Origin of the sequence: Corynebacterium yonathiae (genome assembly GCF_027570195.1) — a bacterium.
Classification (GTDB): Bacteria; Actinomycetota; Actinomycetes; order Mycobacteriales; family Mycobacteriaceae; genus Corynebacterium; species Corynebacterium yonathiae.
Genome location: NZ_JAKMUZ010000009.1, coordinates 38,121 through 62,852, shown reverse-complemented (window position 1 = coordinate 62,852; position 24,732 = coordinate 38,121). Strand labels below are relative to the sequence as shown.

General features: G+C 59.9%; 21 protein-coding genes. 9 read left to right on the top strand and 12 right to left on the bottom strand.

Annotated elements, in window-relative coordinates:
- Positions 1-21: 21 nt before the first annotated feature.
- The 4 genes from L8V22_RS05925 to hemW all read right to left on the bottom strand — a co-directional run bounded on the left by L8V22_RS05925 (position 22) and on the right by hemW (position 4,258).
- Positions 22-783, bottom strand: coding sequence for a 16S rRNA (uracil(1498)-N(3))-methyltransferase (locus L8V22_RS05925; protein WP_238801468.1), 762 nt, complete (start codon positions 781-783; stop codon positions 22-24).
- Positions 783-1,940, bottom strand: a complete 1,158-nt coding sequence (dnaJ, locus tag L8V22_RS05920) for a molecular chaperone DnaJ (protein WP_238801467.1) — start codon at positions 1,938-1,940, stop codon at positions 783-785. The genes L8V22_RS05925 and dnaJ overlap by 1 nt, the downstream gene beginning before the upstream one ends.
- A gap of 69 nt (positions 1,941-2,009) precedes the next feature.
- The gene (gene hrcA, locus L8V22_RS05915) at positions 2,010-3,059 is read right to left on the bottom strand and encodes a heat-inducible transcriptional repressor HrcA (protein WP_238801466.1); all 1,050 of its coding nucleotides are present in this window, start codon (positions 3,057-3,059) and stop codon (positions 2,010-2,012) included.
- Positions 3,060-3,118: 59 nt separating this feature from the next.
- The gene (gene hemW / locus L8V22_RS05910) at positions 3,119-4,258 is read right to left on the bottom strand and encodes a radical SAM family heme chaperone HemW (protein ID WP_238801465.1); all 1,140 of its coding nucleotides are present in this window, start codon (positions 4,256-4,258) and stop codon (positions 3,119-3,121) included.
- Between the two features lie 147 nt (positions 4,259-4,405).
- Between hemW and L8V22_RS05905 the strand changes: the two genes are divergently transcribed.
- The 3 genes from L8V22_RS05905 to L8V22_RS05895 all read left to right on the top strand — a co-directional run bounded on the left by L8V22_RS05905 (position 4,406) and on the right by L8V22_RS05895 (position 7,971).
- Positions 4,406-5,803, top strand: a complete 1,398-nt coding sequence (locus L8V22_RS05905; protein ID WP_238801464.1) for a hemolysin family protein — start codon at positions 4,406-4,408, stop codon at positions 5,801-5,803.
- Positions 5,803-6,861 carry a CNNM domain-containing protein gene (locus tag L8V22_RS05900; RefSeq protein WP_238801463.1) on the top strand — a complete coding sequence of 353 codons (1,059 nt, stop codon included), beginning with the start codon at positions 5,803-5,805 and terminating at the stop codon, positions 6,859-6,861. Before L8V22_RS05905 ends, L8V22_RS05900 begins: the two co-directional genes overlap by 1 nt.
- A gap of 237 nt (positions 6,862-7,098) precedes the next feature.
- Positions 7,099-7,971: a hypothetical protein gene (locus tag L8V22_RS05895; protein ID WP_238801462.1), complete on the top strand. Its 873-nt coding sequence runs from the start codon at positions 7,099-7,101 to the stop codon at positions 7,969-7,971.
- A gap of 443 nt (positions 7,972-8,414) precedes the next feature.
- On the opposite strand, the gene L8V22_RS05890 is transcribed toward L8V22_RS05895, so the two are convergent.
- From L8V22_RS05890 to L8V22_RS05880, 3 genes are all read right to left on the bottom strand, one after another.
- Positions 8,415-9,689: a hypothetical protein gene (locus L8V22_RS05890; RefSeq protein WP_238801461.1), complete on the bottom strand. Its 1,275-nt coding sequence runs from the start codon at positions 9,687-9,689 to the stop codon at positions 8,415-8,417.
- A gap of 340 nt (positions 9,690-10,029) precedes the next feature.
- Positions 10,030-10,710 (bottom strand): hypothetical protein, encoded by a 681-nt coding sequence (locus tag L8V22_RS05885; protein WP_238801460.1) that lies wholly within the window; start codon positions 10,708-10,710, stop codon positions 10,030-10,032.
- A gap of 252 nt (positions 10,711-10,962) precedes the next feature.
- Positions 10,963-12,795, bottom strand: coding sequence for an AMP-dependent synthetase/ligase (locus tag L8V22_RS05880; RefSeq protein WP_238801459.1), 1,833 nt, complete (start codon positions 12,793-12,795; stop codon positions 10,963-10,965).
- A gap of 94 nt (positions 12,796-12,889) precedes the next feature.
- Here L8V22_RS05880 and malQ point away from each other — a divergent pair, with 94 nt between their 5' ends.
- On the top strand, positions 12,890-15,013 hold the full coding sequence (gene malQ, locus L8V22_RS05875; RefSeq protein WP_238801458.1) for a 4-alpha-glucanotransferase: 2,124 nt from the start codon (positions 12,890-12,892) through the stop codon (positions 15,011-15,013).
- A gap of 36 nt (positions 15,014-15,049) precedes the next feature.
- Here the strand turns inward: malQ and L8V22_RS05870 are convergent, their stop codons facing one another.
- The gene (locus L8V22_RS05870; RefSeq protein ID WP_238801457.1) at positions 15,050-15,289 is read right to left on the bottom strand and encodes a hypothetical protein; all 240 of its coding nucleotides are present in this window, start codon (positions 15,287-15,289) and stop codon (positions 15,050-15,052) included.
- Positions 15,282-15,497 carry a hypothetical protein gene (locus L8V22_RS05865; RefSeq protein WP_238801456.1) on the bottom strand — a complete coding sequence of 72 codons (216 nt, stop codon included), beginning with the start codon at positions 15,495-15,497 and terminating at the stop codon, positions 15,282-15,284. Before L8V22_RS05865 ends, L8V22_RS05870 begins: the two co-directional genes overlap by 8 nt.
- Before the next feature lie 38 nt (positions 15,498-15,535).
- On the opposite strand from L8V22_RS05865, the gene L8V22_RS05860 reads away from it, so the two are divergent.
- The gene (locus L8V22_RS05860) at positions 15,536-16,840 is read left to right on the top strand and encodes a carboxylesterase family protein (protein WP_238801455.1); all 1,305 of its coding nucleotides are present in this window, start codon (positions 15,536-15,538) and stop codon (positions 16,838-16,840) included.
- Positions 16,841-16,858: 18 nt separating this feature from the next.
- On the opposite strand, the gene idi is transcribed toward L8V22_RS05860, so the two are convergent.
- Positions 16,859-17,395 (bottom strand): isopentenyl-diphosphate Delta-isomerase, encoded by a 537-nt coding sequence (gene idi / locus L8V22_RS05855; RefSeq protein ID WP_238801454.1) that lies wholly within the window; start codon positions 17,393-17,395, stop codon positions 16,859-16,861.
- Complete coding sequence (locus L8V22_RS05850) at positions 17,392-17,940, bottom strand: hypothetical protein (RefSeq protein WP_238801453.1); 549 nt, start codon at positions 17,938-17,940, stop codon at positions 17,392-17,394. The genes idi and L8V22_RS05850 overlap by 4 nt, the downstream gene beginning before the upstream one ends.
- Positions 17,941-18,129: 189 nt before the next feature.
- On the opposite strand from L8V22_RS05850, the gene L8V22_RS05845 reads away from it, so the two are divergent.
- From L8V22_RS05845 to L8V22_RS05830, 4 genes are all read left to right on the top strand, one after another.
- On the top strand, positions 18,130-20,049 hold the full coding sequence (locus L8V22_RS05845; protein ID WP_238801452.1) for an ABC transporter ATP-binding protein: 1,920 nt from the start codon (positions 18,130-18,132) through the stop codon (positions 20,047-20,049).
- Between the two features lie 52 nt (positions 20,050-20,101).
- The gene (locus tag L8V22_RS05840) at positions 20,102-21,232 is read left to right on the top strand and encodes a MalY/PatB family protein (RefSeq protein WP_238801451.1); all 1,131 of its coding nucleotides are present in this window, start codon (positions 20,102-20,104) and stop codon (positions 21,230-21,232) included.
- A gap of 203 nt (positions 21,233-21,435) precedes the next feature.
- Positions 21,436-22,836 (top strand): branched-chain amino acid transport system II carrier protein, encoded by a 1,401-nt coding sequence (gene brnQ / locus L8V22_RS05835; RefSeq protein WP_238801450.1) that lies wholly within the window; start codon positions 21,436-21,438, stop codon positions 22,834-22,836.
- Positions 22,837-23,020: 184 nt separating this feature from the next.
- The gene (locus L8V22_RS05830; protein ID WP_238801449.1) at positions 23,021-24,040 is read left to right on the top strand and encodes an LLM class flavin-dependent oxidoreductase; all 1,020 of its coding nucleotides are present in this window, start codon (positions 23,021-23,023) and stop codon (positions 24,038-24,040) included.
- Here L8V22_RS05830 and L8V22_RS05825 read toward each other — a convergent pair.
- Positions 24,037-24,573, bottom strand: coding sequence for a hypothetical protein (locus tag L8V22_RS05825; RefSeq protein ID WP_238801448.1), 537 nt, complete (start codon positions 24,571-24,573; stop codon positions 24,037-24,039). The two genes, L8V22_RS05830 and L8V22_RS05825, sit on opposite strands and share 4 nt — an antisense overlap.
- Positions 24,574-24,732 lie beyond the last annotated feature (159 nt).

Genomic DNA, 24,732 nt, shown 5'->3' with positions numbered 1-24,732 from the left:
AGCGCCTGCTATCAGCGCCTGCTACCACCGCTGGGTGCGCATGCCGATAGCCGCTAGCGCCACCATTGCCGCGCTGGCTGTGCGCAGCACTTCCGGGCCGAGCTTGATAGGCGTTGCGCCGGCCTCCTTGAGGCGATCGAGCTCAGCGTCGCCGATGCCGCCTTCGGGGCCTACAAACACCACGACATCATCTGCTAGCGGCACGTCTTTGATAGAAGCAGTAGCTTCCTCATGCAGGACGAGCACGGTGGGTGCAGCCGCCGCATCACCGGCGGCACGGTCGCGCCTGAGTTCTTGGACGAGCTGCGGGGTGGTCAGCGGGCCGCGCACCTGCGGGATGCGGGCGCGGCGGGATTGCTTGGCCGCAGAATCTGCGGCCGCCTGCCACTTGGCCACCGCTTTGGGTGCCTTCTTGCCGTCCCATTTAGCCACGCAGCGGTCTGCCTGCCAGGCGATAATCTCATCGGCGCCGGCTTGGGTGGCCAGATCCACGGCGAGCTCGGCTCGCTCGGATTTCGGGATGGCCTGTACCACGGTCACCCGCGGGATGGGCTCAGGCGTGGTGGCGATGGACTCGACCATTCCCTCCAGGGAGTCCTTGCCCGTGGCGGCGGTGATGGTGAGGGTGAGGCGGATACCGGTGCCGTCGATAAGCTCGAGGCGCTCGCCCTCCCCCATACGCTTGACCGTCACGGCGTGGCGGGCCTCCGGTCCGGAAAAGCTGAAGGCCTCGCCGGTGCGCGCGGTGGAAAGGTCCGGGTGGATGAAGACGGGCAGCGACATTAGCGGCGGAACTTATCGCGGATGCGGCTGAAGAAGGATTCCTCCTGTCCATCGCCGGTGGTGCGCACGCGCGCGCCCTCGTCGCGGGAGTTGCGGATCTTCTCCAGGGACTCGCGGGTCTTGCGGTCCAGGTCCTTGGGCACAACGACGTCCACGTGGGCAAAGAGGTTGCCATAGCCATCGGTGCGCAAGCGCGGCATGCCGGCACCGTCCACCTTGATGGATTCGCCCGGCTGGGTGCCCGGCTCAATATCGATGGTGAGCTCTTCGCCATTGAGCTGGTCGATGGTGAAGTTGGTGCCCAGTGCGGCATCGATCATCGGCACGCGGACGGTGAGGTTCAAGTCATCGGCATTGCGCTGGAAGACGGGATGTTCCTCCGTATGGACCTCAACATAGAGGTCACCGGCCGGACCGCCGCCGTGGCCGACCTCACCCTGGGACGCCATGCGGATGCGCATGCCGTCATTGATGCCGGCCGGGATATTAACGGTAATATCGCGGCGCTTCTTCACGCGGCCATCGCCAGCGCAGTGATTGCATGGATCGGTAATGACCTCGCCAAAGCCCTGGCACTTCGGGCACGGGCGGGTGGTCATCACGTTGCCCAAGAAGCTGCGCTGCATCTCCTGGATTTCGCCCATGCCATTGCAATTATCGCAGGTAACCGGCTTGGACTTGGACTCAGAGCCGGTGCCGCCGCAGCTATCACACAGCACGGCGGTATCCACGGTGACCTTCTTCTTCAGGCCGGTATAGGCCTCTTCCAAGGTGATGCGGGTGCGCAGCAGGGCATCATTGCCCGGCTGGACGCGGGACTTCGGGCCGCGGGAGCCACCAGCACCGCCGCCGAAGAACTCGGCGAAGATATCGCCGAGGCCGCCGCCACCGAAGCCGCCAAAACCACCCGCGCCGGCACCGGCGCCACCGCCGCCCTGTTCCATGGGGTCGCCGCCCATGTCCACAATCTGGCGTTTTTGCGGATCCAGCAGGACCTCCTGGGCCAGCGCGGCATCGCGGAACTTTTCAGCCGCGGTTTCATCATCCGGGTTTAGATCCGGGTGATACTTGCGGGCCATTTTGCGGTAGGCCTTCTTAATCTCCTGGTCAGTTGCGTTTTTATCAACACCGAGGATGCCGTAATAGTCACGAGCCACTGTAAGAGATATTCCTTCTAAATCGTCTTGTTGGGGTTAACTTGAAAAAATAATGCGCGGCCAGCTAGTTTACTCGCACTGCTCGCCGGCCAAAATTTCGCTCACATACCGTGCAACAGCAGAGACCTTAGAGATTGTTCCCGAGTAATCCATAAAGGTAGGCCCCACCACGCCAAGGCCGCCGAGCGTGGCCACCTCATCGCCGGTGCCGAGGCCATAGCCCGTGGCCACAACGGAGGCTTGGCGCAACTGGTCTTCTTCGTTTTCCTCGCCGATGACAACGGAGACGTTGCCTAGATCCGGCACGCGGGCAAGCAGCTTGAGGACGACGACTTGTTCTTCCAACGCCTCAATAATCTTGGGCAAACCTTCCGGGAACTCGCGGGCCACGCGTGTCAGGTTGGAAGCACCGGCCATAATAAGCCGGTCGGAAGGCTGCTCCACTAGGGTCTCGATGAGCGTGGTGGCCACCTTGAGCACATGGTGGCGGATATCCAAGGGAGCGTCATCGACGAGGTGGGCAAGTTCCACGGAGGCGTCGCTAAGCGTCTTGCCCACTAGCGCACTATTGACGATGTCGCGCAGGCGAAAGGTCTGATCCTGGTCAATAATTTCATCGAGCTCCACGTTGCGCTGGTCCACGCGGCCGTTATCGGTAATAAGCACCAGCAGCAGGCGCACCGAGGACAGCGCCACAACCTCGCAGTGCTTAACACGCGAGACCTTGAGGTTGGGCAGCTGGACGACGGCCGCCTGCTTTGTCACCTGCGCCAATAGCTGCACCGAGCGACGCAGTACGTCCTCCAAGTCCACGCCGCCTTCCAAAAAACTGAGCATCGCGCGGCGCTCCGGGGCTGAAAGCGGCTTGACCTCATGGAGGGAGTCAACAAAGTGGCGGTAGCCCTGCTGGGTGGGCACGCGGCCGGAGCTGGCGTGCTGCTGGGAGATTAGCCCCTGCGATTCCAGCACTGCCATGTCGTTGCGGATAGTGGCCGAGGATACGCCCAACTGGTAGCGCTCCAGCAGCGTTTTGGAACCGACCGGTTCTTGGGAGGCAATATAGTCCGCCACGATGGCGCGCAGGACTTCCTTGCGACGAGCATCGGTTGAGGTAGACACTTTGTCACTCCTATTCGCTTGGCTCTTTCACGTGCTTTCGAGTGTAGACGGGACGAAGATTAGGTTTCTTCCGCGACGAGGAGATCGGTGATGATGCCATCGGCCAGCAAGCGGCCGGGCTTGGTTATACGTATGCGTTCGCCGGCGCGCTCGAGCAGGCCGCGGCCGATGAAACGCTCGAGGGCGGGAGCGGCGTGGGCATCGAGCCAGGTCTCCGGGATGCCTTCGCGTAGGCGCAGGCCAAGCATGATCTTTTCCATGTGGCGGTCGGCCTCAGTGAGGGTTTCGGTTTCCTTAATGGGCAGCTCGCCGCGGCCAAGGGCGTCGATATAGCGCGAGGGGTGCTTGACGTTAAAGAAACGCTCGTTGCCTAAGTGCGAGTGGGCGCCGGGGCCTGCGCCCCACCAATTGCCGTCTACCCAGTAGATGCGGTTATGCTCGCACTCGCCGCCGGGCTTAGACCAATTGGAGACCTCGTACCACTCAAAACCTTCCGCTTCGAGGGTGGTTGAAATCATCTCGTAGCGCCGAGCCAGCACGTCCTCATCAGGCGCGGGCAAGATGCCTTTGTTGACTTTGCGGGCCATGCGGGTGCCATCTTCCACGATGAGCGAGTAAGCGCTGACGTGGTCCACACCGGTCTCCAATACGCGGTCTAGCGTTTCGCGCACATTGTCATCCGTTTCGGTGGGCGTGCCATAAATCATGTCTAGGTTGACGTGCTCGAAGTCAGCGGCCCGGGCCTCGCGAGCGGCATCGAAGGCGCGGCCGGGGGTGTGGGCACGCTCTAGAACCTGAAGGACGCCGGGAGATGCGGACTGCATGCCGAGGCTGATGCGGGTGTAGCCGGCGTCGGCAAGCTGGGCAAAATACTCCGGTGAGGTGGACTCCGGGTTGGATTCGGTGGTGACCTCCGCCCCGGGCGCCAAGCCGAAGGTGGAACGGACGGTATTAAGGATGCGGGCAAGGCCCCGCCCTCCCAGCAAGGAAGGCGTGCCGCCGCCGATAAAGACAGTCTCGGCCGGCCGCCCCACCCGCGCGGCCGCCAACTCCAACTCGCGGTCCAAAGCATCCAGATAGGGCCCGGTGAGATCGCGCGGGCTGCCTAACTCGCCTGGAGTATAGGTATTGAAATCGCAATAGCCACAGCGAGTGGCACAGAAGGGAACGTGAATATACAGCCCGAAGGGTTCAGTCATGGATAAAACCCTAATAGGACGGGAACAAAATGGCCGAAAGCGGGGTTAAGCATGTAGTATATTTGCATCTTCCCAAGTAGAAAGGCATCCTCAGTGGAACCTCCGAGTCGATGTCCCTACCACCTTCTAGGCGGTGGGGAGTAAATCATGTTATCGGCTATTTTGATGATACTGGCCGGATTCGTAGTCATTGGCCTCATCATCGTCGCGAACGCATACTTCGTGGCCCAAGAATTTTCCTTTATGTCCGTGGACCGCACGCAGCTACGGACTCAGGCTGCTGAGGGGGATAAAACAGCCCAACGCGCGTTGGCCATTACCCAGCAGACCTCGTTCATGCTCTCCGGCGCACAGCTTGGTATTACGATTACCGGCCTGCTCATCGGCTATGTAGCAGAACCCCTCGTAGGCCAGGGACTAGGTACCCTGCTCGGCGGCGTCGGTGTTCCCTCCGCGGTATCTGTCACCGTGGGCACCATCGCGGCACTGTTCATCTCCACGATTGCAACGATGCTCTTCGCGGAGCTCTTCCCCAAGAACTACACCATCGCTGCCCCCATGAAGACGGCGCGCTGGCTGGCCGCTTCCACGCAAATTTACCTACGCCTTTTCGGCTGGCTCATCCACTTTTTTGAGTATTCTTCCAATGCCATCCTCAAGGTCTTTGGCATTGAACCGGTAGAAGACGTGGACTCCTCCGCCACCGCCGATGACTTGGAGTCCATCGTGGATTCCTCCCATGAGGCCGGCGATTTGGATGAGAATACTTATATGGTGCTCGACCGCCTGCTGGACTTCCCTGAGCACGACGTAGAGCATGCCATGATTCCGCGCTCCCGCGTGGACGTCATTGACCCAGACACCACCCTCGGCGAGGTCCGCGAGATGATGTCTTCCGACCACACCCGCTACCCCGTCATCGATGACGAACATAACCCGGTGGGCGTGGTGCATCTTATCGACGTCCTGGGAAGCGACCTTCCCGCCGCCACCAAGGCCACCAGCATCATGCAGGAACCCGTGGTGGTCCCTGAACTGATGCCGCTTCCAGATGTGGTGGTGGAGCTGCGCGATAGCGAGCAAAAGATGGCCTGTGTTATCGATGAATACGGTGGCTTCGTAGGCATCGTGACCATGGAGGACTTGGCCGAGGAAATCTTGGGCGATGTCACCGATGAGCACGATATCGAAGAAACCGAGGAAATCACCGAGCAGGATGACTCCCACTGGTTGGTCGACGGCGATACGCCGATTGATGAGATCGAGCGCGCCATCGGCCACGACCTGCCCGAGGGCGACTTCGAGACCGCCGCCGGCCTGGTCATTGCCCACTCTGGTTCGCTGCCTGAGGTAGGCGAGGAACACACCATCCAGCTCGAGGCTGAGCCCGATGACTGGGTGGACCACGATGAGGCGCCCGTTCGCTCCATCCGCCTGCGGGTGCAAGAGGTGGACCGCCACGTGCCGTCCGTCCTTGCCATCGAGCTGGTGGAGGATTATTCCGACCGCTCCGATGATGACGCGGATAAAAAGGAGGACGCATAATGACTGAATCTTGGTGGTTTAACCTCCTCGTTACCCTGCTTATCATCGCTGCATCCGGCTTCTTTGTGATTATCGAGTTCTCCTTGATGGGTGCTCGCCGCAACCGCTTGGAAGAGGATGCGGAAAACTCCCACACCGCGCGTGCCGGTCTGCGCTCGCTCAACGAGCTGACCATCATGCTCGCCGGCGCACAGTTGGGCATTACCGCCGCCACCTTCGTGCTGGGCGCAGTGACCAAACCGTGGGTACATCACCTGCTCATGGCGCCTCTGGAGGCCGCGGGACTACCGCTGGGCATTGCCGACGTCGTCAGCTTCCTCCTCGCGCTCTTCGTAGTCACCTTCCTTCACCTTGTGCTAGGTGAAATGGCGCCGAAGTCCTGGGCAATTACCCACCCGGAAACCGCCCTACAGGTCATCGCCGTTCCCGCACGCGGCTTCGTGTGGATCTTCCGCCCGCTGCTGAAGTGGATAAACAGCATGGCCAATAAGATGGTGTCCATGGCTGGCGAAGAGCCCGTCGACCGTGCCGGGGCGGCAGGCTATGATGCCGAGACCCTGCGCACCTTGGTCGAGCACTCCCGCGAAACCGGCGCTTTAGACGATGAGTCCGCCAACCAGATTTCCGATGTCATCGAGTTGGAAAACTCCACCGTTGGCGCCATGGCTCGCGCTCACGGCTCGGAGGTAGTGCCCCTGCCTTCCGACGCCACCGTGGCCGACCTCCAGGACCTCGTCGTGCGCAAGAACATCATGCGCGTGCTGGTCTTTCCCAAGGACTCCCGCGTTCCCCGCGTCGTCCACGTGCGCGATACCTTGCTGGCAGACCCAGAGACCCCAGTCCTCGAGTTCTCCCGCCCCGCGCTATCCGTATCTTCTTCCACCACCGTGCAAAAGACCTTGGATCATATGCGAGCCCGCAACGAGCAGCTTGTCATGGTGGGCAAGGCCGATAAGGACAATGCCGTGTGGATCCTCACCTGGGATGACATCATGGGCCAGCTGTGGCCGCAGATTACCGAGCAACTAGACAAGGTCACCCCTCCCCCAGCCGTCTAGTTTCTGCTGCTTTCCCGCCCGTGTCCCGCTTCATCTTGGCGGGCACGGGCTTTTCTGTTTTCCTGCCCTCGCTTTTCATGCCTGCGCGCAAGTGCAATCTATCCGACTGTGGACAACTACGGCCGATACTTATCCCACCTGCCACATTGCCCACTTGCTCATCTAGCCGCCTCGTTATCCACAGCCCCGGCCGCCACTGGCTCGCACCGGCCGGCAGCGTGCCTTTTCCTTAGAGGCATGACAACACCACTGACCAATATCAACTCCATCCGCGCCAATCACCCCACCTTTTGGACCGACCTGAAAAACGGCACCTACCTCAAACTGGCACCGCGCATCGCAGTACGGCGTGATCACTACCACGGCCTCGATTTTCCTTCCCAATTGCGCCTGCGCGCCATCGCTGCCGCCCGCAGCGCCTACACCGCAGTGCTCATCTCCAAGTCCGCTGCTCGAGTGCATGGCCTGTGTGTCATCGCCACGGCCGAGGAAAAGATAGAAATGGCCCTTCCCACCAATACGCTTCCCCACAAGAATCGCCGCCACCCCGAGCGCATCTACCGCAAAGCTTCCCTTCCTGAACCTGTCCTCGTAGACGGCATCCGTTGCGTTTCCAAGGCCCGCGCGGTCATTGACGTCGCCCGCTACCACGGCTTCCGCGATGGCCTCATCGCCGCAGACTCGGCGCTGCGCGCCGGTGTGAGCCAGGCAGACCTCACCGAAGAATTCTCCCGCATGGGCCGAGTGCGCAATAGCCGTATTATCCGCGCCGTAATACACCACGCCTCTGAGCTTTCCCGCTCGCCATATGAGTCCCTCGCCCGCGCCCTCATCATCGACGCTGAGTTTCCGTGGCCCATCTTCTTCAAGACGCAGTTCACTGCCCTGCCCGGCATCACCACCGCTCTGTGTATCAATAACGCCTACCTCATCGACATCGTCCCGGCGAAGGCCCTGCGCCACCAGCGCAAGCGTCACCAGCTCCTGCGAGAGGCGGGATTCACCGTCTTTTGTTATACCCCGCGGCAGCTCGTCGACCACCCCGACCGTTTCCTTGCCGACCTCACCGCTACCATTTCTGCCAGGCAGAAAGCCGCCCGTTCCGTTTAAGTCCGCGGTTTATACCCACCGCCACCTCTGACTGGTCCCCTCCCCTGCCCTTCGCGCTCACCGGGAGCACTGTCGCGACAAATTCTGCTGCGCCGGTGAGCGCGAAGGGAGGGTGCGAGAAATTTTCTCGCGGGGTGCGACGCGACTGTGACTGCAAAACGAAGAAGCCTCCCCGAGCACAGACTCTGGGAGGCTCCGATGATTCCAGCTAGGGGCCTAAGAGAAAGGCCTTACTGGTTGATGCGCCATGAAACGCTGCTCTTCGGCAGCATACCGTGGGTGTAGAGGTAATCAATGGTGGACAGGATGCCCAGCACCGTGCCACCACCTACGAATGCAGCCAGGAAGGAGAAGCCTGCTACGGAAGATAGGTCCGCGTCCTTACCATCACGGCCATCGCGGCCGTCACGACCATCCTGGCCATCCTTACCGTCTACGCCGTCCTAGTCATTCTTTCCTGGAATAACCGCGGCCTCGGTAGAGGTAGGCTCGGTGGACTCCTCAGGAGTAGTTTCCTCTGCGGTTGGCTCCTCGGATTCTTCGGATTCCTCAAAAGTCGGCTCTTCAGTGGAAGTTTCCTCAGCAGAGGACTCTTCGGTGGAGGTTTCCTGCGCGGACTCGGAAGGGGTGGCCTCTTCAGAGGTAGCTTCCTCGGAAGCCGGAGCTTCGGAAGTGGTGTCCTCGGAGGAAGGTTCCTCCGAAGGATTGACCTCAGCAGGCTGCTCCTTGGTCTTCTTGCCGTTGAGCATGTCGGAGCACAGCTGGCCGGCCGGAGCGTTGACGGCCGCCAGATCGGAAGCTGCGGTGGAGATGTTGTTCAGGGATTCTTCGATGCTCTTCTGCTGGTCCTTGCTCAGCTTCAGGTCGCCAGCGACGCTCGCACCTGGAACCAAGCCCGCGATGGTAACGGCTGCATTAAAGAGCTTCAGGATGAGCTTGGCGCCCTTGCCAAAAGTACCGTCTACGAACTTGAGCAGTCCAGAAACGGTGTTCTTAGCGGCATCCGGGTTATTCATATCAACATCGGCATCAGCGTTATCGATGCGTCCGATGGCCATGCCCTGGGCGCGGGAGAGATCCCAAGTAACAGTCTTGTCCTTCTCGCCTTCCTTGACCAGCTTGGCAATACCGTCCCAAGTCTTACCGGAGATCTTGTCGATGAAATCGGCCGGAACCAGGTCGCCGACAACCGGGATAATTTCCCAGACGGTCTTGATTATCTTTTCGCCACCATCATAGAAAGCCTTGGCCAAGGCAAGCTTGAGGTCGAGCATGTTGCCCTGCTTGTCAGGGGCATCAGTCACCTCACAAACGAGCTTGTCCTTCTGTTCATCCTTGACCACCTTGACGTTGACGTCGCCATTGGAGGCCTCCGTCTGTGCGAGTTCTTCCAGGGAAGTCGGCTTTGCAGACTCCTCGGAGGCCGGAGCCTCGGCGGTTTCCTCGGCACCGTCTACGGCATACGGGGTGATGGAATCGGCGGCATCTTCCTCCGCGTTGAGCTCTTCCATCGCCTTATCGCCGGCATTGTTTTCCTCGAGCAGGTTGCCGTCCTCATCGAATTCGATGCCGTTGAGGCTTACGGTATCGTCGGTGGTCTTTTCCTCGACGAAGGTGGTGTCTTCGGCAGCGACTGCGCTAGGGACAACGGTAATGGAAGAGAAAGTGGCTACGGCCACTGCGCTGGCAATGAGGCGAGAAGTTCGACGTGCTCCCATGAATTTACTCCCTGTGGATGTAGTTGAAGAATGAAATTGCGCGCGCCGTGTGTGGAGGGTGCTAGGGCACGGCGTTCGCGTGGACGGAAATTACCTTACAGCGCACTAAGAGTAATTTTACTTAAATTTTAAGGTGGACTCAGCAACAACACTTCAGGATACGCCCCTTATTTAGCTGAACAGGCATAACGATAAACGTATAGAACGGTTGTTAACCTAAAATTTCCCTAAATCCTTACCCGAATTGGGGCACCCAACGCGGAAAACTTCAACGGCCACCGAGAGAGGGAATCTCGGTGGCCGTGAAAATCCCCTTGTCTAAAACAAGGAAGCCTTTGGTTTATGCAGTTGTAGCCCGGCGGGCCGCTTCACGCTTGGCGCGAACCTTTTCCACCACCGCTGCCACCCGGGCGCGTTCTTCCAAGAACTGTGGCGGGTTATACCCACGCATGGTGCGCACATAGGCTGGATGGGTATCGAGCACCGTGTGCTTCCACGCTTGCACCGCGATGAGAGCAGACTCGCCAGTACGCTTGTACAGATGCGGCAAGGAGACCATGTCGAGGTTGCGGGCTACGGCGTCGGTTTGCGCGAGCACGTACTCAACCACCTCGCGCAGGTAGTCCGCTACGGCCTGGGTGCGGCAGCGCAAAGACTCGGCCAGCTCGTGAACCACAATGGGCTTGGAGATGGGGAATCGCTCATCTAGCAGGCGCGGGGTAAGTTGTTCCGGTTCTTCCACGTCGTTAACGCCGGAAGAAGTAGCGGAAATGGTGCCGGAGCGCACGCCGGAAACCAATGCTTGGCGCAGGCCCATCAGCTCTCCTACGCACCGGCCGGAATCAACGCGGGCATCTTCAACGATATCGCCTAGCTCGGCTAGGCAATCCATGCACAGCTCTTCGTCCCAATCCTCGATGGCTTCAATGAGGTGCTCGAGATATTCTGCGACTTCGTCGCCGATATTATAAATCTCTTGCGTAAGCTCGCGGTGGCGCAGCTCGGCGGCGATTTTATGCATTGGCTTCGAGCCACTCCCTTCCACGGTCTCATTTCTAACCTCTAGTAGAGGTTGAGGTTTGCTGTAACGCTTCACGACTCTATGCGAGATCCGCCGCCGCGGGCGCGCGACACTCCGAAGCCATTCACAGGTTTATGGCAGGTTGGCTCATCCAAAGCCAATGGCGAACGGGTGAGCTGCACAAGGGGCGTCGCCAAGCAGGGCAAAAAGAAACACCCGAGGATATTTCCTCGGGTGTACCCACCGCGCAGATTAGCGCTTGTACAAATGCTCAATGGCCGCGGCATAACGCTGCGCTACCACGTTGCGCTTGACCTTCATCGTGGGGGTTAACTCATTTTCTTCCTCGGTGAGGTCGGATTCAAGGATGTAGAACTTCTTGATGCCCTCCGCGTGGGAGACGGTGGCATTGACTTGGTTGATGGCATCCTGCAGCTCCGCGCGCAGGGTGGGGTCGGTGGCCAGCTCACGCATGGAGCGGTTTTCCGGAATGTTGTGGTCGAGCTTCCAGCGCTTCAAAATATCCGGATCCAGGGTCAGCAGCACGCCAACGAAGGGCTTGCCATCGCCTACCACCATGGCTTGGGAGATAAGCGGGTGCCCGCGCAGGATATCCTCCATCGGGCCAGGCGAAACATTCTTGCCGCCGGCCGTGACAATCAGGTCCTTCTTGCGGCCCGTAATAACGAGCTTGCCGTCTTCATCAATCTCGCCCAAGTCACCGGTGTTGTACCACCCATCCTCGAGGGCTTCAGCCGTTGCCTCCGGGTTATTCCAGTAGCCGTGGAAGACGATATCGCCCTTGATGCAGATTTCGCCTTCATCGTTAATGCGGAAGGTCACGCCACCCATGGGCGGGCCGACCGTGCCGATGGACTGGTCCACAAAGTCCACTGCAGCCGCAGCGGCGACCTCGGTGAGGCCATAGCCCTCATAAACCGGGATACCGATGCCGCGGTACCAGTGCAGCAAGTCATGGCCCATAGCGGAGCCGCCGGTAATGCAGTAGTTGACGTTGCCACCCACGCCCTTGCGGATGGTGGAATACACCAGCTTGTCAAAGACCTTGTGCTTGGCCTTCAGCAGGCGGTCTGGGCCCTCCGGCTTATCCAAAGCCTTGGAGTACTCGATGGCTACCTTCTCGGACTGCTCAAACAGCAGGGCCTTGATGCCAGAATCGGCCGCTTTTTCAGCAGCGGAATTGCGTACCTTTTCAAAGACGCGTGGCACGCCCAAAATGACGTTCGGGCGGGAACGGGCGAACTCCATGGAAATGGTAGAAAAATCTGACCAGTGGTTCTGGGAGGCACCGCGCATGGCCACCGCAATGGATACCGCGCGGGCAAAGACGTGCGCCAGCGGCAGGAAGGTCAAGGTATGGCTGCCGGGGACGGCAAAGACACCAATGGGATTGGTGCACAAGCCGCGGGTCTGGGCCAGCCAATTGCGGTGGGTCAGGATGCAGCCTTTGGGACGGCCGGTGGTACCCGAGGTATAGACCAAGGAAGCCAGATCATCGGTGGAAGTGGCCTTGATGCGCGCGTAGACCTCCTCGGCGGCCACGCCGCGGCCCTCAAACTTCAAGGTGTCAATGGCCGAGGAGTTGATTTCTAGCACGCGGCGCAGCTGCGAAGGAGAGCCCTTGAGGTTGGGCTCACCGTCTTCTTGCAAGACCAGGTTTTCTACCAGCTCGGAGTGCTCGCGGGTTTCGGTAATGGCCAGCACTGCGCCGGAGTCCTCAATAATCCAGCGCACCTGGGAGGCAGAAGAAGATGGATAGACCGGCACGGAGGCAGCACCCGCGGCCCAGATGGCAAAATCCAAAAGGGACCATTCATAGCGGGTGGCAGAGATGAGAGCGACGCGGTCCCCCTGCTGCACGCCAAGGGCGATAAGCCCTTGGGCTACTTCAAAGACCTCATCGATGAATTCTTTGCCTGTTACATTGACCCACTCGTAGTTGGCTGGGCGGGTAAACATGACGCCGTGCGGACGCTTCTTCGCAGTGTCCATCAGGGCGGTCAGGCAGGTTTCGCCCGGCTCGATAGTAAATTGCGCCGGGGTATGCACTTCTTGCAGGGTCACGCGGTGTCCTTTCGAACAGCTTTTAATTAATCTCCGCCTACTGTACCAATCCGTTTCCCAGCAGGCGCGTTGTCCCCGTGGCACAATGTGGCCTGTGACTACCCGCGACTTGCTTGAAGAACTCGCTCAGCGCCACGGCGTGGCCACCAGCTATACCTCCCAGTCTGGTTACCCCGTCCACGTTGCTGAAGACACTATTGCCTATGCCCTGCGAGCCTTGGGCGTGGCCGTCCCTGATCACCCAGACGATGCTGCGTTAACACAGCTGCTTTACGACGACTACCTCACCCGCTCCTCTCAGCCCCTTCCCCACTGCGTCGTCGCACCCCAGGGTCAGGAGCGCGGGTTCGTTGTCCATGTACATGCCGGCGACGCCGCCAACGTACACATCGAGTTGGAAGAAGGCGGCACCCGCGAGGTCTACCAAGATCGCAACGACGCCCCAGACGCAGACGTCGATGGCACGCTATGGGGCGAGGCCAGCTTCCATATCCCTGGCGATCTGCCGCTGGGCTATCACGAGCTGGTGCTGGAGTCAGAGGGCATCGGCAAGCATGCCTGCTCGCTGATTATTACCCCGGCGCGCCTCACCACGGCCGATGAGTTTGTCGAGCACCCGATTAGCGGCGTGATGGCACAGCTTTATTCGGTGCGCTCAGAGTCCTCGTGGGGCATTGGCGATTTCCAGGACCTAGGCCAACTGGCTGAAACACTCGCCCCGCACGCGGATTTCTTGCTGGTCAATCCGCTACATGCGGCCGAGCCGCTGCCGCCGGTGGAGGATTCGCCGTACCTGCCCACCACGCGGCGTTTTATCAACCCGTTGTACCTGCACATCGAGTCCATCCCGGAGCTCAAGCTGTTGCCGGAAGACTTACAAGATGATGTGCGCGAACTGGCCGAAGAGTTTCGCCAGCGCAACCGCAGCGCTGAGGAGATTGACCGTGACACTATTTTTGAGGCCAAGCTGCAGGTGCTGCGTGAGCTCTTCAATTACCAGCCCACCCCGGAGCGCGAAGAGGCCTTCGTACGCTTCGCCCGCGAGGAGGGTCGCGGCCTGCACGATTTCGCAGCCTGGTGCGCGCAACAAGACGCCGCGGCGCAATCGGGCCAGCGCCATGCCGAAGACCTGGATATGGAAAAGCTCACCCGCTTTTATTCCTGGCTGCAGTTCCTGTGCGATGAGCAGCTGGCCGCCGCGCAGGAGCGTGCGCTCGATGCTGGCATGCGCCTAGGCCTGGTCACTGACCTGGCGGTGGGCGTGCACCCGAGTGGTGCCGATGCGGTGAACCTCGACGAATACCTAGCCCCGCAGTGCTCGGTGGGTGCCCCGCCGGATGACTATAACCAGCAGGGCCAGGATTGGTCACAGCCGCCGTGGCACCCGCAGCGTCTAGCGGCGGCGGGCTACGGTCCGTGGCGCGAGATGCTTTCCACCGTGCTGCGCCATGCCGGGGGCGTGCGCGTCGACCATATCCTGGGCCTTTTCCGCCTGTACTGGATCCCGCGCATGGCTAGCCCGCTAACGGGTACCTATGTCTCTTATGATTTTGAGGCCATGGTGGGCATCTTGGCCTTGGAGGCGCAACGCGCTGGTGCCGTGGTCATTGGTGAAGACCTCGGCACTGTAGAGCCGTGGGTACAAGACGTGCTCGCTCAGAAGGCGGTGCTGGGCACCTCCATCGTGTGGTTTGAACGCGACGATGATGACTACTCCCCGCTGCCGCAGGAGAAATACCGCCAGCTGGCGCTGTCCTCAGTCAATACGCATGATCTGCCGCCCACCTTGGCCTACCTGCGCGGTGATCATATTTCGCTTCGCGCGCGCTTAGGCGTGCTGACCCGCTCAGTGGATGATGAGCAGCGCGATGACATCGAGTGGCAGGCCCGCGTTTTGGGTGCGGTAGCAGGCCAAGGCCTATTGCCACAGCGCGATTACCTCGTAGATCCTGCCGAGCGCTCCTTGCGCGGCGAGGAGGAAGACATCAGCGTGGCCCTGCACCGTTATATCGCGGGCACACCTTCGGCTCTCGCTTGCACCAGCTTGGTGGACATGGTGGGTGATGTCCATGCGCAGAATCAGCCGGGTACCACGCACGATCTTTATCCCAATTGGTGCGTGCCGCTGTGTGATACCAACGGCGCTCCCCTGCTCATTGAGGATCTTCCTAGTCTGGAGTTCTTCCAGCGCTTAGAGGCCACCAGCCGGAAGGGCTAGCGCTGGGATTAGGCGCTGGTGCGGGGTGGAGCAGGTTTAGGTCCACAGGCCGATCAGCGCGACGACGATAACCAGCGCAATCATCGTCCACAATGTGAGCGAGACCCGGGATTTGGGCAGGGCGCGCTTGCGCCTTACTGGATGGGTGCCAGGCGTGGTTGTTGGGGTGGAAGATTGGGCGCTACGCTTGGCTTCAGGATCCCACAGGCCCTCACGGGGGTTGGCGCGCAGCTCGGCGCGCTCCTGCCGTGCACGCTCGTTATATTCCTCAGCCATGGTGGTCTACTTTAGTGCTGTGGCTGCGCCGCTGGGAAATCGCTCTGGCGGCGCGATTGGCTACGCGGTCGACCATCCACATTAGGCACCAAGCTACGACCACCATGAGCGGCACGGCGATGGCGACTACGATGACCATCTGAATCCACACGGGCGCCTGTACCAACAATTGCGATAGCGTGCTGCCCAAGCTCGTCAACCACTCCATGGCTACTTATCCTACTTGCTCGCGGTAGTCTGGCTGACATGTCGAGCGCCCAGATTCCTGTTACCGTCGCCACCGCTTCCGGCCGGATCACCGGCGTGCGCCGCGATGGCCTGCACTATTTCCATTCGGTGCGCTATTGCAGCATCCCCAGCCCCTACTCTCCTGCCGAGCCATATGATCGCAGCGTCGATCAGGACGCCCGCGAGCCGCACCCAGAAGATATTGCTTTGTCCATTACCACTCCTGCCGATGCCAACGACTGCCCTGTGGTGGTCTATATTCACGGCGGGCGCTACGAGCACGGGTCACACGAGGATCCACGGCTTTCGGGGACGAAGAATGCCCGCCACGGTGTAATCCAGGTCAACGTGGGTTATCGGGTGGGGTTGGCTGGTTTCGCCCGCTTTGACGGCGATGAGGCGGACCGCTACCGCGGCATCGATGACTGCCTCTTAGCTTTGGAGTGGCTGCAGCACAATATCGAGGCCTTTGGTGGCGATAAAACCAATATCACTTTGGTAGGCCAATCCGCTGGGGCGGCAATAAGCTTGTGGCTCGCACGCCGCGATCACTTCCGGGGCGGTTTCCGCCGCGTGCTGGCGCTGTCACCGGCATTCCCGCGCGACCGCTTCGAGCACCGCGTCACTGACCTGCGCCGAGCCCTCGGCGTGCCGGTCACGCGCCAGGCATTAGAGAAGCTGGATCCAGAATCGCTGGCCAAGGGGTATGCCAAGTTCCGTAAAAAGTATCGCTTTGACGTCGCCTTGGGACCGGCACCCCTACGTGCCGAAGAATTGGCGGACATCCCCATCGTGGTGACGTCTACCCGCGATGAGTTCTATGACATGCCCGCTGCCCAGCGCATAGACAAAATGGCGCTGGCCGGCTTTATTACTCGCTACCTCTCGCCCAAGTTTGGGATATCGCACGATCGTTTCAAGCAATGGCGGCAGCTGGCGCACTACGTCGATCCGCAGCGGCCGATGGGCCGGCTCATCGGTGATGCCGCCGTGCGCCGATGGACCGCCCAGGTAGCCGAGGATGCTCCTGGTCCCACGTGGATGATGGAATTTACCCGCACCGATGCGCCCGCAGTGCACTGTGACGAGCTAGACCCGATTTTTGGTGGCACCGACAATGAGGCGGCCGCCAACGCGCCCGCTGGCGAGCTCAATGAATGGCTGCGCCACTATGCCACCACCGGCGAGGCTGGGTTCCCATGCTACGGCGATGACCACCAGGTGCTGGAATTTGACCTCGATACGGGAGAGCGCCGCCTAGCCTATGCCACCTTGGATTATGTAGCCGCGGCCTTCTATACCGACGACGAACTTGAGCTGTAGCAGGCGCCGAAGTTGAAGCTATAGCGCGGCGCGCAGCTTTTCGTCCGCTAACTCATCAATCATCCACGGGCTAAAGACTCCGGGCATGGCATCGGCGGCGGCAAAAAGCCGTGCCGGTTCAACCCACTGGTAGGAATCTACTTCGTCGGGATTGGGCTCCCATTGCGCATCGGGGGCAAGCTCGACGGTATAGACCGGACAAATTTCATTTTCTACCGTGCCGGAGGAATCCACCGCGCGATAGGAAAAGTCCGGCAGGATAAGCCGCGGTGCGGATAGATCAGCGGGCGCGATGCCGAGCTCAAAGGAGGCGCGGCGCAGCACCGCATCCACGGTCTCCTCACCGGGGGCGGGATGGCCGCAAAAGGCATTGGTCCACACGCCAGGCCAGGTTTGTTTGCTCAGCGCGCGGCGAGTGACCAGTACCTTATTGCCGCAGGTTAGCCAAGCGGAAAAGGCAAAGTGCAGCGGGGTATCGGTGGTATGAACTTCGGCCTTGGAAGCGGTGCCGATGGGTTCCCCCGCGGCAGAGGCCAAGACTACAAGTTCCGTCATAGATTAAGGTCTCCTACCCAGGTCACGTTGCCTATATGTAGGCGTGCATTCCACAGGTTGCCAGGCGTGACGTCATAGCGATACTGCAGGTTGACAGATGCGCCCGCGCCCAACGGGTGATCGAGTCCTGGGGGCGCTACGCCTGGGGCAGATTGTTCGTCATAGGGCAAGGATTTGATCTTGGCCCAGCCGCCGTTGCCGTCGGCGCGTTCTAGGGTGGGCTCCTCAAAGGCGTCGACAGGCAGAGGCACGTCGTTTTCATTCTTGAGCAAGATGGTCACTACGGTGCCGCCGGAATTGCTATCGGTATACACACCCTGTAGCTCCCAGCTCACGCCTAAGCCCTTATCCTCTACAGGCTCGGCCAGGTTGGAGGTGACTTCTTTGTCGTCGGTGTCTTTGGCCTCATACGGGGCCTCTTCGAAGCTGGAGACGGTGATATTGTCCCCCAGCCCTGTCTCTTCCGGCTGGAGAACGCTACATCCGGTCAGAGTCACGGCGAGTACGCTGACTACGCCCGCGCCGAGTGTGTGGGAAATTTTCACCGTGGAAGAATCCTTTGCACGCGAAGATTGTTGTATTTCTGCACAAGTACCTTAGCCTAAACCTCCTTGAACTTAAGCATTTACGCTCGTTAACGCCGCATGTGGCATACTGGGCAATCGTTTAAATCTCTCCCCCTTATCCCCAATTCCGCGCACTACCCGCCGTTTCGAATTGAGTGTGGTCTTTTTATGAATTCTATTTTGCGCATCACCCGCAGTGCCTCCGCCCTGTGGCCCTATTATCTGGGCGTGCTCCTGGCCGCCACAGTGACCGCGATCCTTGCCCTGATCTCGCCCTTTTTGACGCGCCACGCTACCGATACCATCGTCGAAGCCCTGCAGAACGACGCCCCAGTGGGCAATGCACTGCGCACGGTGTTGTTATTGGCAGTGGCGCTTTTTCTTGCCGACGCCGCCAATGCCCTATTCCGCAATATCGGCGGCTATATCGGCGATGTCATGGTCTCACGCCTGCGCGAGATTTTGTCCACGCGTTACTTTGCCAAGCTGCTTGCCCTCCCCCAAGGCTATTACGATAATCAGGTCACCGGCACGATCATTGCCCGGCTAGATCGTTCGATTGCCAATATCACGCAGTTCGTCCAGTCCTTTGCCAATAACTTCTTCACGATGATCATTCAGACCCTCGCGGTACTAGCCATTACCGCGTGGTTCTACTGGCCACTGGCCATCCTACTGGCACTGCTCTTCCCCGTATATATGTGGCTTACCGCGCTGACCTCGAAGCGCTGGCAGAAGTTTGAGGCTGTCAAAAACGAGAATATCGACGTGGCCAATGGTCGCTTTGCGGAGGTAATCGGCCAGGTCAAGGTGGCCAAGTCCTTCGTGAGCGAAACCCGCGAGCTCTTCCACTTTGCAACGCGCTACCGCGCCGTGGTGGATACCACTAAGCCGCAGTCCCGCTGGTGGCACATGATGGATACCTTCCGCGGCCTGGCCATGGCGTTTATCTTCCTAGGTATCTACGGCGTGATCTTCTGGCGCACCCTTGAGGGGCATTTTTCCTTGGGCGATATGGTCATGCTGCTGCAGATGGTCTCCAGTGCGAAGCAGCCAGTCTTTATGATGAGCTGGATTGTCGATACCGCCCAACGCGCCATCGCTGGGTCCAAGGACTACTTCCAGGTCATGGAAGAAGAACTCGAGCCCACCGCCCCGCGCGAACTGGTGGCAGCTACTACGGGATCCCACACGCCGCAGCTCGATCTCACCCCGGTACGCCCGCTTGAGCCCACGCCCGGCGCGCCGGTCTTCTCCTTTGACCACGTCTCATTCGCCTATGAGGAGGAAAAACCCGTGGTGGAGGATATTTCCTTTGCGGCCGCAGAGGGCCATAAGGTAGCGCTCGTGGGCGAGTCCGGCGGCGGCAAGTCAACCTTGGTGAACCTGCTTTTGGGCCTATACCACCCCTCAGCGGGGCACCTCGATGTGCTAGGCCACCGGGTAGACGATCTCACTGCCTCGCGCCTGCGCGCCTCGGTGGGCGTGGTCTTCCAGGAGTCTTATCTTTTCTCCGGCACCATTCGCGAGAACATTGCTTATGGCAAGCCGGGGGCGACGGAGGAGGAAATCGTAGACGTCGCTAAGCGGGCCAACGCCCATGACTTCATCCAGGCTTTCCCCGATGGTTATGACACCGTCATTGGTGAGCGCGGCCTGAAGCTCTCTGGTGGGCAGAAGCAGCGCGTTTCCGTGGCGCGCGCCATGCTTAAAGACGCCCCCATCCTGGTACTGGATGAGGCCACCTCGGCGCTAGATACCAAGTCCGAGCGTGCCGTGCAGGCCGGTTTGGATGAGCTGATGAAGGACCGCACCACGCTGATTATTGCCCACCGCCTGTCCACCATTGCGGACGTCGATACCATCATCACCTTGGACCGCGGCCGCATCGATGAGATGGGCTCGCCAGCCGAGCTGGCGCAGTCCGGCGGCATTTATGCTGAACTGCTCAAGCTCACCCAGTCCACCTCAGCGGCGGACCGCCGCCGGTTGAAAAAGTATGGCTTTGTCTCCAGCCATGTCTCCGACGAGGCCGAGGACGTGGAAGACCCAGAGGAATCCAACTGGTCCGAAAAGGAAGATGAATAAAAGCGCATAACAGCACTAGGGTGACCGCGGGCTTCGCGTTATGGTTATGTCCATGGAGTTTCCTAGCTTAGAAGAGTTGCAAGCCCGCGGAACCCGCAAGTGGACCGTCTTCGAAGAAGATGTGTTGCCGCTCTGGATTGCGGAATCAGACTTCCCCACTGCGCCCGCCATAAAAAAGGCGCTGGAGGACTTGGTGGACAAGGAAACCTTTGGCTATACCCCAGCCCCCAAGGCCTCGGGGCTGCGCGAGGCTGTGGCTGATTTTTATGACACGCGCTATGGCTGGCGCCCCAACTCGGATCATATTTTCTGGATCGGCGATGTGGTGCGCGGCCTGTTGCTTAGCGTGCAGTACTTTACCCGCGAAGACTCTCCGGTCATCGTGCCAGTGCCTTCCTACCCACCGCTGTTAGAGCTGCCGCGCACCGCTGGCCGCGAAAAGATCGAAACCAGCCTGGAGCTCGAGGATATTGAGCGCGCCTTCCAACAGGGCGCTGGCTCTATTTTGCTAGCCAACCCCTATAACCCGCTCGGCCGCGTCTTGGACGAGGACTACCTCACCGGCCTGGTAGAACTGGCAGAAAAATATGATGCGCGCATCCTGGCCGATGAAATCCATGCCCCACTGGTTTATGAGGGACGGCATATCCCGGTGGCGTCGCTTAGCGCGGCGGCTGCAGAGCGCACCATTACGGTAACCGCTACTTCTAAGGCTTTTAATACAGCCGGTCTGAAGTGCGCGCAGATGATCTTTTCCAACACGGCCGATGTACACACGTGGAATGGCCTGACAGGCGTGGCCAAGGACGGCACGGGCACGCTAGGCGTGCTGGCTGCCGAGACCGCCTACCGCGAGTGCGGCGACTTCCTCGATGAAGAGATAGCCTACCTGCGCCAGACCCGCGATTGGTTGGTGGAGGAGCTACCTCAGCGCATCCCGGGCTTAAAGACCAGCAAACCAGAGGCCACCTACCTGCTGTGGTTGGATTTTTCCGATACCGCCATCGGCGGCAATCCGCAGCCAGCCAAGTGGTTGCGGGAGAATGCGAAGGTCGCGCTCAATGAGGGCGATACCTTTGGCACCGGCGGTCCGGGCCATGCGCGGTTGAATTTCTCTACCTCACGCGAGATTTTGGAGGAGGCAATCGACCGCATGGAGCGCGCCTTTGCGGCTCTCGATTAAGCCCCATCAGCTGGAGCCACCATGTAGCCTGCGTCACCCCCACACTTTGATTTCTCACCATGTGGGCGGTAATGTCTCATTACACGAACAGGCGTGACCCGCCACCTCGAACCGCGAAGGCGCACCCCGTTCCGCCACCACCCCTCGGCGGAATGGGAAAGCACCTCGCATTTTAGCTGTACATGGAAAATTAAGGAGCCACAATGGCTACCCCAGTTGCGTCAAGCACCTCTAAGCCCGGCGCCACCATCGTAATTGCGTCGTTGATGCTGTTTTCGATGTTCTTCGGCGCCGGCAACCTCATCTTCCCGCCCATGGTGGGCGTTTCGGCCGGCACCAATTTTTGGCCCGCCGTCCTCGGCTTCCTGGCCGCCGGCGTGCTCCTTCCAGTCCTAGCCATTGTTGCCGTCTCCATTTCCGGCCGCTCCGTGCGCGATCTAAGTTCCAACGGCGGCGCGTTTTTCGGCCTCGTCTTTTCTGTAATGGCCTACCTTGCCATCGGCGCCTTCTACGCCCTGCCGCGCACCGGCGCCGTTTCCATGGAAACCGCCATCACCCCACTATTGGGCTGGGAGGGAACCATGGCCAATGGCATCTTCAATGTGGTCTTTTTCCTTATCGCCCTAGCGCTGTCTTGGAAACCAAATTCCATTATCGATACCTTGGGTAAGTTCCTCACCCCGGCTTTGGTGGCGTTGTTGGTGTTCCTCATCGCCCTGGCAGCCTTCAACAATCCCCGCGATCCGCAGACCCCTACTGCAGACTATACTTCTTCCCCCATGGTCACCGGCCTTTTTGAGGGCTATAACACCATGGATGCCATCGCGGGTCTGGCCTTTTCTATCGTGATTGTCGGCTCTTTGCGCTCCAAGGGCTTTCAGACCAAGAAGTCCCTGATTAACGGCACCATTACCGCCGCGCTGGTTGCCGGCGGCCTACTGGCCGCCATCTACCTCGGCTTGGCATGGGTAGGCCAAACCATTCCTAATGGCCAGTCCTATGAGTCAGGAGCGCCGCTGCTTGCCGACGCCGCAAATCTCACCATGGGCACCATCGGCCAGGTCGTCTTCTCCGCCATCGTCATTCTGGCCTGCATGACTACCGCGGTGGGTCTCATCACCTCCACCTCTGCCTTCTTCGAGATGCTTGTACCTAAGGTGAAGTACCACGTCTGGGCCTGCCTCTTTACCGCGCTGTCCATCCTCTTCGCCTTCCAGGGTCTAGATACAGTGCTGTCCATCGCGGTTCCCTTCATTACCTTCCTGTACCCACCGGCCATTTCCCTTATCGTCCTCACCCTGATCCAGCCAGTGGTGAAAAAGTCCGTGGTCTTTTATTGGACCTACCGCTTGGCACTGTGGGTCTCGGTGCTGTGGTCGGCACTATCCGTCATTTCCGCCCAAGGCTGGGGCACCGACGCACTCGATCCTTTCTTGAGCCTGGCGCCCGGCCAATCCGTAGACTTGGGCTGGATCGTTCCCACCGCCATCGCCGCAGTCATCGGCCTCGTTGTTGATATCGCTACCAAGGCCGGCGAGAAGCACGAGGCCGCCAACCCATCGGCGGCAGAGCCCGCGGAGGCCGATGCCCTCGTTGAGGCTTAGTCTCTCATTCCTACCTTCCCCTCCCTCTCCGCACCTCACCGCGGTGCCGAGGCGAGGGGATTTCTTTATGTCAACAGCGCCCGGCCGCGATGCGGTAAGACCCGCCCGGAATAGTCAGGCGGCGCGTACCGTTGGAAGAAGAGAACTTAGACAGGATTTACCGAAAGCAAAAGGAAGGCTCCCCGTGACCGAACGCGCTCATCTTTCCGTCTTGGACTTTTGCACCATTTATGAAGGCGAGACCCCAGCACAATCCATCGCCCGCTCCGTGCAGTTGGCACAGGAAGCAGAAAAGCTGGGCTATTCTCGCATGTGGTACACCGAGCACCACAATATGAAGTCCATCATGTCTTCTTCTCCGGCCGTGCTCATCGCCCACATTGGTGCGAAGACCGAGCACATTCGATTAGGCTCCGGCGGAGTGATGCTGCCCAACCACTCCCCTTATGTCATCGCCGAGCAATTCGGCACTTTGGAGGAGATGTATCCCAAGCGCATCGACTTGGGCGTAGGCCGCGCACCCGGCACAGATATGAATACCCTGGGCCGCGCCCTGCGCCGCGACGCCCACTCTGCCGAACGCTTCCCCGAAGATGTCAAAGAGCTCAACTCCTATCTCGAGGGCAAGTCTTATATCCCGGGGGTCAGCGCCGTTCCAGGTGCCAATACCAACGTACCGATCTATATTTTGGGCTCGTCCATGTTCGGCGCTTCGCTAGCCGCCAAGCTCGGCCTACCTTATGCCTTTGCTTCTCACTTTGCCCCGCAGCACCTCGAGCAAGCTACCGCCTACTACCGCGAGCACTTCCAGCCTTCCGAGCGCTTCAGCGAGCCATATCTCATCGCCGGCGTCAACGTCACCGCCGCCGAGACCACCCAAAAGGCACAGGAGGAATACGAGCGCGTATGTTTCAACCGCGTTAAGGCCTTCGCCGGCCGCGGCAAGCATCTCACTGATGAGCAGGTAGAGCAGATCATCGGCTCTTACCAGGGCCAGCAGATCCTAGATATGCTGAAGTACTCTGCCGTGGGCACCGCCGATGAGGTGGCAAACTACCTCGATACCTTCCAAGAGCACGCTAAGGCTGATGAGCTGATGGTTTCTTTGCAGTCCAGCTCGCACGAGGAGGTAATCCAGAATATGCAGCTGCTCGCGCAGGGTTGGCAGCTCGATCCGGAACGCGTGGCCGGAACCCCGAGCTAGCCCTCGGCCCTTACGTGGCCTAGGTGGTCAATGGGGACCTCGGGGAACCGTTCCCGGAGTTTTTCCTCAAGTTCCCGCGGTCCCAGGTTCGCCTGTTCCGGCAGTCGCACCGAATACTGCTGCGCTTCGTCCAAGGTGGAAACGCGTACCCCACGCGGAATCAGGGCCAGGAAATTTTGGCCCGGCTCGAGCGAATAGAACTGCATGCGCTCTAGCTCAGCGGCCGGAAAGCTGGTCCGCTGGAAGGGCAGGGAAATATCCTCGCCGATGCGCAGCAGCGCACGAGCTCGGCGCCGCGCGGAGGCTACCACCGCCAGCATCGCGCACAGCGCCCCACCTAAGGGCATGAGCGCGGCAATGAGGTAGACGGCATGCAAGCGCGTACCGGCTTGTTCCTGCAGCGCCGAATAAATGAGCACCCCACCGATTACCAGTAGCGCGACGGCGATGATGCCAGCCACCGTCACCGCCTTGCCCAGGCGCGCGGTTCCACCGGCTTCGCGTACTTCAATGGTTTCGGTGCTCTCGTCCACGAAAACTTAGCCTAGCGCGCTCCCCCATCAACCTAGTGCTGATGGAGCGGCGCGTGATTTTATTTAGTGCCTTTTCGCCCGAATAGAGCGTAGTTTCTAAGTGGCGTTGCTTCATTAGCGCGCCTTAGAAAAATGGAATAGCATTATTGTGTTTCGCTC